The organism is Myxococcus sp. MH1, from assembly GCF_059738865.1.
This window is the reverse complement of sequence record NZ_AP026947.1, coordinates 3,298,700-3,311,643: the sequence shown is the minus strand read 5'-3', so window position 1 is coordinate 3,311,643 and position 12,944 is coordinate 3,298,700. Positions and strand designations below refer to the sequence as shown.

The following is a 12,944-nucleotide window of genomic DNA, read 5'->3' as shown; positions in this document are numbered from 1 at the left end:
ACTTAGATGGCCACCGCATGTGTCCAGACAGAGCACACCCGATCTGGCGCCAGGAGGGCCTCCAGACGCCGAACAACTCGCATTGCCGCAGGCGGCCTGAGGAATCCTCTCATCTGAATCAGACTACCCACGGATTCAACCTGGAGCGCCGCGGCCCATTCACTCCTGACAGGCTTCGACTCGCTGGGGGCGCTACCGGGTGGAACAGGCGCGGGTGACGTTCTCGTCACGCAGCTCGATGGCCGGGGCCGTGGTCTGGATCTGAATCTGCTCGGCGCCCAACGGATGGAGCTGACGCTTCGACTTGTGGAGCTCCTCGCGCATGACGACCTCGTCCCCCTCCACGACACGCCCGTCCTTGAGGTGGAGCTCTGGATGGGAGACGTCGAACTGCCACTCGCGGGCCCCTCCAGGAAGGGTGCGCTGGGCGCCATTATACAAATGCTCGCAATAGGCGCAGGAGAGCCTGAAGCAGGCCTGCATGCAAGCATCGTAGGTCATGCCAAGAGGGCGCACGATGGGCGGCAGCTCGGGGTTCTGGACCGAGTGGACCGTGACCTCTCCACTGCGAATGCCTCCCAAGGAGGCCTGCAGAGCGCCGTCACGATAGATGAACACGGAGTAGGTCAACTGCTGCCCGTCCCGGGAGAAGGCGGCCGAATAACCCACCTTCCCATTCACCTGCTCCAGGGTCGCCGTGCTCGTATTGCCCTCCTTCGACGTGGAGGAGAAGACTGTCCGGGACGTCTGCTCATCCCCCACGCCCTCGATGAACATTCCCGCCGTCCAGTTCGTGGCCGCTTCCGTCTGGATGACGACGCCGCCCTTCACGGAGGAATCTTGGCCCTCCACCCGGACGCCCTCCTCCGTCCTCTTCACCGAGGCGCCGTTCAGGCCGCAGTGCTTCAGCCCGCGGGACTCCACGCAGACCGGCTCCTCTGCCAAGGACTGCGTGGAGGGCAGGACAAGGGCAAACACTGCGGCCAGCAAACGAGAGCCGTGGGTCAGGTTCAGGCGCATGGGGCACTCCGATGTCCGCAGGGAAATCCCGACGGAGAGTGCAACCCGGCTACAAAAACCATACCCAACACTACGACTCCCTGTGCGTGAGTTGGTTTGTGACCCGAACCGTCACACCCCAGACTTGGAGCGTGACGGCCCTGGCTACACCCACGCATCGCGTCTCCCGACTCACCAGACCTGCACGGGGGCCGCCCGGACCAGGGACAGCCCGGAGCCAAGCTGTCCGTAACTACTGCCACCCCAGGACCAGAGGCTCCGGTCCGCGAGGATGGCATGGGAATGGTCCCCACCCGCGGCAACCGCCACGGCGGTCCCCAGCGAGCTCACCCTCGCGGGCTGGAGCGTCGCCGCGGACGGAGCTCCGTCTCCGAGCTGCCCCCGCTCATCGCGTCCCCAAGCCCAGACCAGCCCTCCCACCGTGATGACGAGGTTGTGATTCACCCCCGCGGCAATGGACGTCACCCCCGTCAACACCCGCGTCTGGACGGGCACGAGCTTGTTGACCGTCGTCCCATCCCCCACCTCGCCGTAGGCGTTGGCCCCCCACGCCCAGACCGTGCCATCTGCCTTCAAGGCCAGCCCATGGCCGTTCCCCGCCGCCACGGCGGTGACGCCCGTGAGCCCCGGCACCTGGCCTGGCACCGAGCGCGACACCGTCGAGTTGTTCCCCAATCTGCCGCTCATGTTGCTCCCCCAGGACCACACGGTGCCGTTCGCCCTCAAGGCCAGCGAGAACGAGTTCCCCGCGGAGATGGCAATCACTTGCGTCAGCCCCTGCACCTGGACCGGCGACGAGCGAAGGGTCTGCGTTCCATCCCCGACCTCTCCATGCATGTTCCCGCCCCAGCCCCACACCGTCCCATCCTCCGCCAGCCCCAGGCTGTGAGCCGAGCCCGTGGAGATGGCCTGGAACCGGAGGGCGGACGCGACCTGCACGGGAGTGAAGCGCTGCATCCGCGTCCCGTCTCCCAATACGCCTCCGGAGTTGGCCCCCCAGCCCCACACCGTCCCGTCTGACTTCAGCGCCAACGCATGGTCATACGCCATGGAGACCGCCATCACCCCCGTCAGCCCGGCCACCTCGCCGGGCTCCGGCCGGGTGATGCGGGTTCCGTCTCCCAACTGCCCCCACGTGTTCGCACCCCAGGTCTGGACCTTGCCCTCGGGAGTCACACCCATCGAGACATTCGAGGCCGCGGCCACCCCACGCGCGCGCGTCACCAGGGACGGAACGGGGAACGCCGTCAGGTCCTGCGCCCCATCCCCAATCTGACCGGAGTAGTTGTTCCCCCAGGACCACAGCGTCCCGTCGTCCTTGACCACCAGGGAGTGCGCCTGCCCCGCGCCCAGGAACCGGACCGTGGAGAGACTCGCGACCTGCGCGGGCAGCGCGCGCGACAGCGAGATTCCTCCGCCGAGCTGCCCCGAGGAGTTCGCGCCCCACGTCCACACCGTCCCGTCCGCCTTCAGCGCGCTGGAGTACAGGCCGTTCGCGGCCACGGCGACCACGCCCGACAGCCCCACCACCTGCGCCGGCGTCATCCGCGACGTGAAGGTGCCGTCTCCCAACTGCCCCGAATCGTTGTTGCCCCAGGCCCAGACCGTTCCGTCCGACTTGAGCGCCAGCGAGTGGCTGTTGCCGCCCGCCACCCCCACCACCTCCGAGAGCCCCGCCATCTGCAGCGGAGACACGAGCCCCGGCGGAGGTGGATCATCGGGGTCCAGCTCCATCCAGGACGGGCTGTGGTGTCCCCACGTCCAGACCGTGCCGTCGGCCTTCAAGGCCAACGAATGCGCCTCGCCCGCGGCAATCGAGACGACACCCGACAATCCCGGGACTTGCGTGGGCAAGAGCCGGGTGAGCACCGTCCCGTCTCCCAGTTGTCCGATGGAGTTCCAGCCCCAGGCCCACACCGTCCCATCCGCCTTCAAGGCCAGCGAATGACGGACTCCGGTGGCGACGGCCGTGGCCACCAACGCCCCCTGCACCTGGACCGGCGTTGGCCGCGAGGTCGTCGTCCCATCTCCGATGGAGCCGTAGCCATTGGCGCCCCAGGCCCACACCGTGCCGTCCTCCCGGAGGACCATCGAGTGCACACCTCCGGCGGCGACCGAGCCCGCCAGGGAGGCCCCCGGAAGCGTGACCCGGAGCGGACTCCAGGACGACACCGTCGACCCATTGCCCAACTGCCCGCTCTGGTTGTTGCCCCAGGCCCAGACGGCGCCATCCGCTTTCACGGCCAGGGAGTGCCCCACCCCCGCGGAGGCCTCGGCCCGCTCGAGCCACGCGCGCGTCGCCACGGGCATCGACTTCATCAGGTACGACCCATCTCCCACCTGACCGTCGCTGTTGGAACCCCAGGCCCAGACCTCGCCGCTCGCCTTCACCGCCACCGAGTGTTGTCCGCCGCCCGCCGACACACCCCGCACCTGTGTGAGCCCTGGCACCTGCACGGGAGACAGCCGCGGGAGCATCGTCCCGTCTCCCAGTTGGGAGCGCGCGTTGCTGCCCCACGCCCACACCGTCCCATCCCCCTTCAGCGCCACGGTGTGCTGCCCGCCGCCGACCACCGCCTCGACGCCGCCGTACGCGGGAATCTGCGTGGGGACCAGCGTCACCGCCGTGGAGCCCAGCCCGAGCTGTCCGTCATCGTTCTTGCCCCAGCTCCACACCGTGCCATCCACCCGCAGCGCCACCGTGTGCGAGCCACCGCCCGACACCGACGTCACGCCCGTCAGGCCCGGGAGCACCGCGGGCAGCGAGCGGCCCACGAGGTCTCCGGTCCCCAGTTGCCCATCCGCGTTGCCGCCCCAGGACCACACCCGACCATCCGCCGTCAGCGCCAGCGAGTGGACGTTGCCCGCGGAGATGGCCATGACGCCGGAGAGGCCCTGCACCTGCACCGGGGACACGCGCCGCGTCGTCGTCCCGTCCCCGAGCTGTCCCGCGGCGTTGTTGCCCCAGGCCCACACCGTCCCGTCCGACTTCAGGACCAGCGAGTGGGAGAAGCCCGCGGCGATGGCCACGCCGTTCGTCAACCCAGACACCGGCACGGGGACGGGGCGTGACGTCGTGCTCCCATCTCCAAGCTGTCCATTCAGGTTGTTGCCCCAGGCCCACACCGTCCCGTCCGACTTCAGCGCCAGCGAATGCAGCTCCCCCGCGCCGAGCGAGCGGATGTCGAACAAGCGCCACACCCGACCAGGGTGAGGGCGCGAACGCGTCGTGCCGTTGCCCAGCTGTCCGAAGGTGTTGCCACCCCAGGACCACACCGTCCCATCCGAGCGAAGGGCCAGTGAGTGATTGCGCCCCGCCAGCACCGTTCCCTGACGGGAGAACCCCTCCGCGGCGCGAGAGGTGCCGAGCTCGGGTGTCGCCTCCTCGGGCGCGCTCCCAGAGCAGCCCGCCATCCACAACACGCACAACAACGCGATGCCAGACATCCGTCTCGTGCCACGACTCATGAGTGTGTTCCCCCTCTTCAAACAGGTCGGGAACCAAGCACTCACCAGGGCAAAGAACAAGACCCCGCCGGGTTCGTCATGATGACGCAGCACTCCACGAGCGCGGGCGGCGAGACACCACGAGCTCTCGCCGCACCAGGACGAATCGTCCGTCGACTCGCGACCTCAGGGCGCGGGCGCCGCCGATTGATTCACCCCCACGTCGTGGAAGTACGCATTCACATACGCCAGCGGGCTGGGGCTCCCCCTCGCGCACGTGGGCACGGAATGGCTCACCACCAGCTCCTTGCTGGCGATGCCCGGAGCCTGGGTGTCCGTGACGGTGTAGGCGCCGAACACCTCGGGCTGGCTGTCGCGCTGGAACACGAAGCGGTCATTCGCCGCGTCCCACTGGACGCGCAGCCGGGTCTGCTCTCCCTGGTGCACCTGCCCCAGGTCCGCCGTGAAGAGCGAGCCGCGCGCCGTGCACGAGGCGTCCTGGCACTGCTCGACGTGCGCCTCCACGCGCAGGTCCTGGGAGCCCAGCGGGTCCGTGGACCGGGAGACGACGCGGATGGACGCGGTGACGTCATCCTTCGCGCTGGCGCGGCTGGGCGTCGCCGCATTGAAGAAGTGGCCGGACAGCTCCGCCGCGCCCTGGGAGATGCCGCCCTGCGACAGCTCGCACCCCGTGCTCCGGGCGTTGTTCACCCGGACCTTCGCCTCGATGGCCGTCACCGCCGACGGCTGGATGAAGCGCAGGCCGTAGCGCCCCGTGCCTGTGTTGGCCCGGCTGGCCAGCCGCAGCCGTGTGAAGGCCAGCTCCCGCACCGCCTGCTGCCGGCTCCCCGTCTGCACGTCCACCCAGCGCGCCGGGTCGATGCCTCGCACCTTCGTCGCGCGAGGCGGGTTGGACTCCGAGGGGTTGAAGTTGTCGTAGGGCACCATCGGCTCGACGGCATGGGCCGCCCCACCGAGGAGCCACGCGAGCACCGCGGACGTCCGAATCATTGCGCTCATGGGGTCTCCAGCTCCTTGAGTTGGATGAAGTGCCGCACCCGGGCGTTGTCACCCGAGTCATGGTCCGTCCCCTCCGTCTCCAGGGACATGCCGTTCTCGTAGCCGTTCAGGAAGCTCCCCATCAGTTCCAGTCCCGTGAGCCAGTCATTGGCGCTCGACTCCCCCTTCACCCGGCGCACCAGGCCCGACGACGCGAAGAAGCTGAAGTGGCCGTCCCGGTCATCCACCGCCAGGCTCGAGCCTCCCTCGGGGATGGAGTCGTAGTGGTCATTCGGGCCGACATCCTCCTCCCAGATGGCGGACGTCATGTTCACCACCCCCGTGAAGTTGGCGGGCAGGTCCGGGAACTGCGTGGGATTGCTCGGCCCGGTCTGCACGCGCCAGTTCGGGTAGATGGTCTGGTCCTCGACGATGTCGAGGTATGCGTTCTCCCGGAAGAAGCCATTCGCCGTCATGTGCACGCGGGGCGTGAACCAATCCGCGCAGCAGCCGCTCTCCGTCTCCAGGTCCGTCACCTGCTTCACCGCGTATTCAATCCGGTGCGGCTTGGCGGGGTTGTACTTCACGACGTCCTTCACCTTCGTGAGGGCCACCTCCACGTCCACCATCGCGTGGTCCGACAGGCATTGCTGGAAGAACTGCGGCGAGCCCCCCACCTCCATGGAGATGCCGGAGTCGGGGTCGAAGTGCGGCTCGACGCTCGCCGTGGGCTCCTTGAGCAGCGCGTAGGCGGGGAACTCCAGCGTGTTCGCGGGCGGGAACACCAGCACGTAGTCGAGCCGGTCAAAGCCAGCCAGCTGGTCCGACACCAGGTCCGTGCAGGTGCTGGTCAGCCACGTCCCGGTCGCCATCGGGTCCGAGCCGGACGAGGTGCGCGCCAGGTCGCGGGACTCGGAGAAGAAGCTGTTGGCCTCCTCGAACTCGGTGCGCTCGCTGATGTCCAGGTAGTTGGGCCCCACCATGTCCTGATAGGCGGAGAAGTTGGAGTCGGCCTCGGTGGCCTTGGGTCCAATCGTGTTCAGGTCTCCGAGCAGGAAGGCGGGCCGGTCCAGGCCGCCAGGCCAGGTGCCCTGGGGGAAGATGTCGTTGTCGCCGAGCAGGTACGGATAGGTATTGGCATTCAGGGGCCCGCCTTTCCTCACCTGCTGGACGTACGCCATGATGTCGAAGAACTGGTCCTCGCGCGCATCCGTGTCCGGCCCCGGCGTGTTCTCGCCCGCGTTGACGTGGGTGCAGAACACGTCGACGAACTCGCCGTAGTCCGTGGCCGTGGAGAGCTTGGGCAGGCCCGTGTCCTCCATGACGGTGACGGGCACCGTGGCCGCCGGCGTGGCGATGCGCGCCCAGATGACGCCCTTGTCCTGCATGCAGTCGGCGCCGGTGCACATGTTGGACGGGAAGTGGTGGATGCCCCCCTCGAGAATCTGCCGTGAGGACAGCAGCACCAGCCCCGTCGTCTCCGTGGGTGGCTGGAAGATGTCGTCGTTCAGCTCCGTGACGGCCTGCATGGGAGGCAGCGACTCGGCGGCGCGCAGCTCGTTGACCTTCTCGACGAGCTCTCCTCGCTCATGGGACATCCAGATCTCGGAGATGCAGACGACCTCCTTCTTGTAGATCTTCGCGGCGACGGTGTCGATCTCCCCCGAGCCGCCGTCGGGCACCCAGAACGTCGCGTCCGGCATCTGCCCCACGTTCCACATCGTGAAGCTCAAGGGGATGGGGATGTGCTCCCGCAGCTCGAGCGTCTCCCAGGTGGCGGGCAGCAGGCCGTTGGGCGGCTGGTTCTTCGCGTTGAAGAAGATGCCGCCGCCCACGCGCTGCGTGGCGCCCGCCGTCATGCCGGGGCTGCTCTGGAGCGCGAGGCCCAGCTTGCGGACCGCCGAGGACAAGGGCTCGCTGCCGACGATGGGCGGCACGCTGCTGCGCAGCTTCACCGAGAACTCGATGTGCACGCGAGAGGGGTCCGCGCTCGGCGTCGTCACCAGGGCGGTGGTGGCCCAGGCCTGGTTGGGGGCCGACAGCCCCGTCCACCCGTTCGCGTTGTTGCCCATCTGCTGCGTCAGCGCGGTGTTCCCGTTGGGGCCGGTGGAGTAGCGGAACCGCAGGTGGCGGTCCTCGGAGCGCGGCCCGCTCGCGCCGGGAACCTGGTTGATGGTGGCGTCGCGCTGGGCATCGAGCCAGACGTCGATGAAGCCAGACGCCTCCAGGAAGTTCCCGTTGGCGTCCTTGGGCCGAGGCAGGCGAAGGCCGATGAACAGCGTCTGGGAGAGGCAGGGGTTGGTCTGGACCGAGGGAATCCCGCCCGCCTCGGGCATCCCGAAGTTGCACTCCTCGGAGGTGTACTCGGCGTTGTCGCTGATGAGCAGGTACAGCTCGCCGTTGGGCCCGCCATTCACATAGTCCTGCAGCGGGAACTTCTTGCCGTCCGCGTACTCCATCGGCGCGACCCAGCCGTCCGTCGTGGGCTGGGTGCACGGCTCGCCGGGACTGCAATGGACCGCCGCGTCCTGGGGCGGAAGCCGGGTGACGTGGGGCGCCGCCACGGCCCAGGTCGGCAGGAGACTGGCCAGGGCCAGCAGGAATGCACCGCGTTGCATGAGACCTCCGGGTGTTGTGCCCCAGAGGTACGAAGGCCTCCGCGGATCTTCCCGCGGCATTTCGACGCGGACCTCTCCTTCCCAGGGGTTGACGCGGGCCGCCCGGTGATTGAAGACGGGGAGATGATTGAACTTCCCCCCGGCGCCTCCATGAAGGACTACCAGCGATACATCCACGAGCTGGAAGCGATGCATGGCTGGCTGAAGCTGGACCTGGTCCACAACTGCTTCCTCATGGGCGAGGAGGTCGGCGAGGTGTTCAAGGCCGTCCGCCGCCACGAGAAGCTCTACGACGAAGGAAAAGGCACGCCGACCGAGGCGGCGCGCGCCCAGGTCGGCGAGGAGCTGGTCGATGTCTTCAACTACCTCGTCGCCATCGCCAACCGCGTCGGCGTGGACCTGGAGGAGGCCTTCCGCCAGAAGAACGAGCGCAACCAGCAGCGCACCTGGACCTGAGGACGCCCGCCCCGCGCGCCTCCAGGTCCGGTGGGACGCTCAGGGCTTGCCCAGGTTCGTCCAGGTGTTCGACACCGGGTCGTACCGCTCGATGGTGTCGTCCAGGTTCTGCGCGAGCAGGTAGCCGTTGGAGCTGAAGATCCTGCTCGCCGCGCCGTGGATGGAGTTCCACGCCGAGCCCGTGAACTTCATGATGAACGAGCCATCCGGACGCAGGCCGTACACGTCATTGCCCACGGCCACGAAGCTGCGGCCCGAGTAGCCGATGCTCGTCCACGTCGAGCCCCCGTCGTAGCGCTGGATGAACGCCTTGTCGTTGGTGAGCCGGTACATCTTCGTCCCACCGCCCACCAGCTCGCTGGCGCCGCCGCCCACCACGCTCCACGAGGAGCCCGCGCCGCTGTAGAGCGCCGTGTAGTCGTCCTGCCACGGCCCCAGGCCGAACACCTGCGTCGTCGTGGTCGCGAAGCGCGAGCCGGGCCCGCCGATGGTCGTCCACGTCCCGGTGGCCGCGTTGTAGCGGGCCACGTTGCCCGTCAGCTTGTCCGTGGCGCACAGCGCCCCCGCGCAGGCGAAGATCTGCCCCGCGGGTCCGCCGATGCCCACCCAGCTTGAGCCCAGGAACTGCACCGGAGAGCCGCCGCCCGGCGTCTGGCCATACAGCGTGTTGCCCACCGCGACGAACGCCTGGCCAGGGCCACCCACCAACGTCCACACGAGCGCGTCGCGCCGGTAGAGGTCACCCGTCGAGCGCTTGCGCGCGTACACCGTGCCGCTGGACGTGCTCAGCACGTTGGTCGGCGCCTCATAGAGCGCCTGCGAGCCCTCCACGTCCCGCTGCGAGATGAAGTTCAGCGTGCGCGACGGATCCAACCACCCCGGCATCGACGGGTAGTGCATGGCGCCCCGGCCGTCGTAGCACGTCAGCGGCCGGTAGCTGCCCGTCATCACCATGCCGCAGCCCGACGCGGTGTCGTGCTCGTGCACGAAGCCCAGCGCGTGGCCGAACTCGTGCGTCAGCACGGCGATGAGCTCCGCATCCGTCCACGTCGACGTGGGCCCCAGCTCCAGGAAGCGCGTGGGCCGCGAGTACGTGGGGAACCCCATGCCCGCCGACAGGCCCGTGAAGGCGAAGTTGCGCTCGACGTTGTACTTCACCAGGTTGTTGTTGCGATTGCAGGTGGACGAGTCCAGCGCCTTCAGGTGCACGAACTTCACGTTGGCCGCGCCCTCCCAGCCGGAGGCGGCGCGGTGCATGAACTCCACCACGCGGTCGTAGTCCGCGCCGAAGTCCGTGGGACGGATGCAGTAGGTGATGGCCTCGCGGTCCGCGCGGCTCCAGGCCGCGTCCGCCCCGCCCACCCGGAAGACAGACAGCGCGTTGGGATTGTTCGTGAAGCTCTCCCAGTACCGGCGGACCTCCGCCAGGTCCAGCATCCGCATGTCCCCCTCGACCAGGAAGTGCCCCTCCTCCGTCGCGACGACGTTCTTCGCGCTCCAGGCCTCGAAGGCCGCCGTGGTCGCCGCCCCCGTGTCCGTGAGCGGCTCCTCCTGGGGCACGGGCGCCTCGGGCCCGCAGGCTCCCACCAACAGGGCCATCGTCGTCACGGCGAGCGTGGTCGTCCGCCAACCACGTTGGCGGGTGTGAGTCATTGTCTGCATATGGATTCCCCTGCGCTCCGGGACCGGCCCCCGGGTGTGTGGTGATGTCGCGGTGTCATCCTTCGCACCGCGAGCACTCAACGAACGCCGCGCGCGTTCTTCCCGCGTTCCTTCAACGAACCACGTCCCCGCAGCCGCGCATTGCCCATGTCAGGGCAAGCTCCTACTATTCAAGAATTACATACTTAGAGAGGACAAGCCGTGAAGCCATTCCCTGGCAGTCTCGTCGCGGTGTTCCTGGTGGTGGGCGCCGCGTTGCCGGCGTGGGCCGTGGAGCCTCCGCCCGAGTTCGGCACGGACTGGGACGACCCGCGCACCGCGGCGCCAGCCGTGGCGCGGCCGCCGACGCCGTCCTGCACCGTGCGCATCGTCGATGAGCGGTTCGATGACTTCACGCCCTTCACCGGCACCTTCACGCCGCCCGCGGAGTGCCCGGGCCCCTGGAGCAAGGTGGTGCTGCGCCTGGAGGGCAAGGTGCAGGGCGTCCAGTACGACCGGCTGGGCCACCTGGAGGTGGGCGGCGTGACGATATTCAAGACGTCCACGCCCGAGCCCTCGCGCGAGGGCATCGCCTGGTCGGTGGAGAAGGACGTCACCGCCTATGCGTCGCTCCTCGCGCGGTCCCAGCCGGTGTGGATGCTCATCGGCAACGTGGTGAACGAGACGTACACGGGCGTGCTGGACGTGCAGGTGTACCTGACGTTCTACCCGGCCCAGGGGGGCCACGCGCCCGCCGCGAACCTGGCGAGCGACGTGCTCCCGCTCACCCAGCCGCGCCGCGAGGGCAGCGCGCTCGTCGGCGAGGTGACGGTGCCCCGCAACACCGCGCGCCTGGTCGCGGAGGTCTACGCCACGGGCTCCGGCGGCGGGTGCGAGGAGTTCTGGTACATCACCGCGCCCATCGTCGTGCCCTACTCGTGCCCCGCCGACGACGGCCCCTACCGCGAGGTCGTCATCGAGGTGGACGGCCGGGTGGCCGGCATCGCGATGCCCTTCCCCCACGTCTACACCGGTGGCTGGTCCAATCCCTTCCTCTGGTACGTGCTCCCCGCGCCCCGCGCCTTCAACATCCGCCCCATCCAGTACGACCTCACCCCGTTCGTGGGCCTGCTGACGGACGGTCAGCCGCACCAGCTCACCGTGCGCGTGCTCGGCGTGCCCGAGGGACGGCCGGGGTGGGACCTGCCCACCAACGTGCTCGTGTGGCGGGACACGGGCACCGCGCGCGTCACCGGCGGGCTCGTCCAGCACCAGTTGGGGACGCTGTCGAACGACTCCACGTACGCGCTGGTGGACGGCTGGCACCAGGTGGACACGCAGGGTGGCCACCACCTGAGGGTGTCCGGCTACCTGCGCACCTCGCGCGGCTGGGAGCTGACCACCGTGGAGCAGGACGTCTCCAACACCAGCATGCACCGCTGGGTAGGTGACCTGGAGAACCCGGACGAGCTCGTCGCCACGTGGCGGGACACGAGCACCGTCACCGTCGTCGGCCGGGACGTGTTCCCCACGATGAGCCGCTCCGACAAGCAGTTCGTGCTGGACGGGCACATCGACGTGACGCCGGCCAACCGACTCACCACCCGCATCACCGTGCGCGACGCGGAGAAGGCGCTCGGCGTCCGGGGGCTCCAGACGTGGGAGCACCGCGAGCTCGACGACGTCTTCACGGGCGAGGCCGCGTACAACCTGGGCGTGCCCCGCGCGCAGCGCAACGCGGTGGGGACCTCCACCCACCACTACCGGCTGAAGGGCCACCCCGGGGTGTGCCACGACCGGCGCATCTCCACCCGGAACGGCTTCGTCACCGAGGACCTCCAGGGCTGCGACTGAAAGCCCGGGGGCCCCCTGGACACCATGCGTGAGCGGAGGGCAGCATCCGGCCTTGCCCTCCAACCCCCGAAGGGGACTTCATGCCGTCGAAGAACGCTGGTGCCTCTCTAAAGGAAATCAACGACAACATCCAGAAGGCCTTTGCGCGGCGCGAGCGCTGGGCGCAGCTGTCCTCCCAGGTCTCCGACGCCCTGAAGGCCGCCGTCCAGAGGGCGAACGGCGAGGCCGGCCCCGCGTCCGACGGCGCCCTGTCCCTGTCCCTGGAGCAGGTGCCGCACTGGGATGACTCGCGCGCGTTCGAGGTCCGCTTCTCCGGCAAGGACATCGGCCTGGTGAAGAGCAACGGCGCACCCGCGGGCCCCGTGCACGCGCACGGCGCCTCGCTGCGCATCGCCCCCCTGGTCAACGGCCTGGTGGGCGCCAGCTACACCCCCGGCTGGCTGACGCTGGGCGAGGAGCAGTACGGCGAGAAGCCGGAGCTGGCGCTGCTCGGCGTCTTCGAGCCCGAGGAGATCGCCAAGGCGGACCTGCTCGAGGACCTGCTCGCGCAGACCCTCACGCGCGCCGCCACGGACCACTGGGCCAGCGGCGGCTCGGTGCGCGCGTCGGGCAAGTAGTCCCTCCCGAGCGCGCGGGCGCGCGTCGGCCCCTGGCGCCGGCGCCGCCCCGCTCGGTCCCGGGGAGGGGCTCCCACCGCTGGCCACCCTGTAGGCCGGGTGTCGGGTGGAGCCCGCATGCCTGCCCTCCGGGGCGGCAACTTCCCTTTGAAATTCGCCGGGCCTTCTCGTAGTTTGCCCCGGACTTCGAGGAGTGTTGCGAGGCCCCTGGCCCCAGGCTCGAAGGGAATGACCCAACGGCACTCACCTGTACGCGTGGCTTGCGAGGGTGGGTCCGTTTCCAGCGGCTCGG

The 12,944-nt window shown here is 69.0% G+C and carries 8 protein-coding genes and 1 riboswitch; of the genes, 3 read left to right on the top strand and 5 right to left on the bottom strand.

Going from position 1 to position 12,944, the window contains the following annotated elements; translation table 11 throughout:
* Positions 1-192: 192 nt before the first annotated feature.
* From AC6JA9_RS13420 to AC6JA9_RS13405, 4 genes are all read right to left on the bottom strand, one after another.
* On the bottom strand, positions 193-1,020 hold the full coding sequence (locus AC6JA9_RS13420; RefSeq protein ID WP_497959864.1) for a hypothetical protein: 828 nt from the start codon (positions 1,018-1,020) through the stop codon (positions 193-195).
* Positions 1,021-1,191: 171 nt separating this feature from the next.
* Complete coding sequence (locus AC6JA9_RS13415; protein WP_497959863.1) at positions 1,192-4,467, bottom strand: RCC1 domain-containing protein; 3,276 nt, start codon at positions 4,465-4,467, stop codon at positions 1,192-1,194.
* Positions 4,468-4,653: 186 nt separating this feature from the next.
* Positions 4,654-5,487, bottom strand: coding sequence for a hypothetical protein (locus tag AC6JA9_RS13410; RefSeq protein ID WP_223748954.1), 834 nt, complete (start codon positions 5,485-5,487; stop codon positions 4,654-4,656).
* The gene (locus AC6JA9_RS13405; RefSeq protein ID WP_223785305.1) at positions 5,484-8,084 is read right to left on the bottom strand and encodes an exonuclease/endonuclease/phosphatase family protein; all 2,601 of its coding nucleotides are present in this window, start codon (positions 8,082-8,084) and stop codon (positions 5,484-5,486) included. The genes AC6JA9_RS13410 and AC6JA9_RS13405 overlap by 4 nt, the downstream gene beginning before the upstream one ends.
* Before the next feature lie 123 nt (positions 8,085-8,207).
* Here AC6JA9_RS13405 and AC6JA9_RS13400 point away from each other — a divergent pair, with 123 nt between their 5' ends.
* Positions 8,208-8,540 carry a MazG nucleotide pyrophosphohydrolase domain-containing protein gene (locus AC6JA9_RS13400; RefSeq protein ID WP_046712414.1) on the top strand — a complete coding sequence of 111 codons (333 nt, stop codon included), beginning with the start codon at positions 8,208-8,210 and terminating at the stop codon, positions 8,538-8,540.
* A gap of 39 nt (positions 8,541-8,579) precedes the next feature.
* On the opposite strand, the gene AC6JA9_RS13395 is transcribed toward AC6JA9_RS13400, so the two are convergent.
* Complete coding sequence (locus AC6JA9_RS13395) at positions 8,580-10,139, bottom strand: M57 family metalloprotease (RefSeq protein WP_483579403.1); 1,560 nt, start codon at positions 10,137-10,139, stop codon at positions 8,580-8,582.
* 264 nt (positions 10,140-10,403) lie between these two features.
* Between AC6JA9_RS13395 and AC6JA9_RS13390 the strand changes: the two genes are divergently transcribed.
* Both AC6JA9_RS13390 and AC6JA9_RS13385 read left to right on the top strand, forming a co-directional pair.
* Positions 10,404-12,035: a peptide-N4-asparagine amidase gene (locus AC6JA9_RS13390; RefSeq protein WP_497959861.1), complete on the top strand. Its 1,632-nt coding sequence runs from the start codon at positions 10,404-10,406 to the stop codon at positions 12,033-12,035.
* Between the two features lie 80 nt (positions 12,036-12,115).
* Positions 12,116-12,652: a hypothetical protein gene (locus tag AC6JA9_RS13385; RefSeq protein WP_497959860.1), complete on the top strand. Its 537-nt coding sequence runs from the start codon at positions 12,116-12,118 to the stop codon at positions 12,650-12,652.
* A gap of 184 nt (positions 12,653-12,836) precedes the next feature.
* Positions 12,837-12,904, top strand: a riboswitch (S-adenosyl-L-homocysteine riboswitch).
* Positions 12,905-12,944 lie beyond the last annotated feature (40 nt).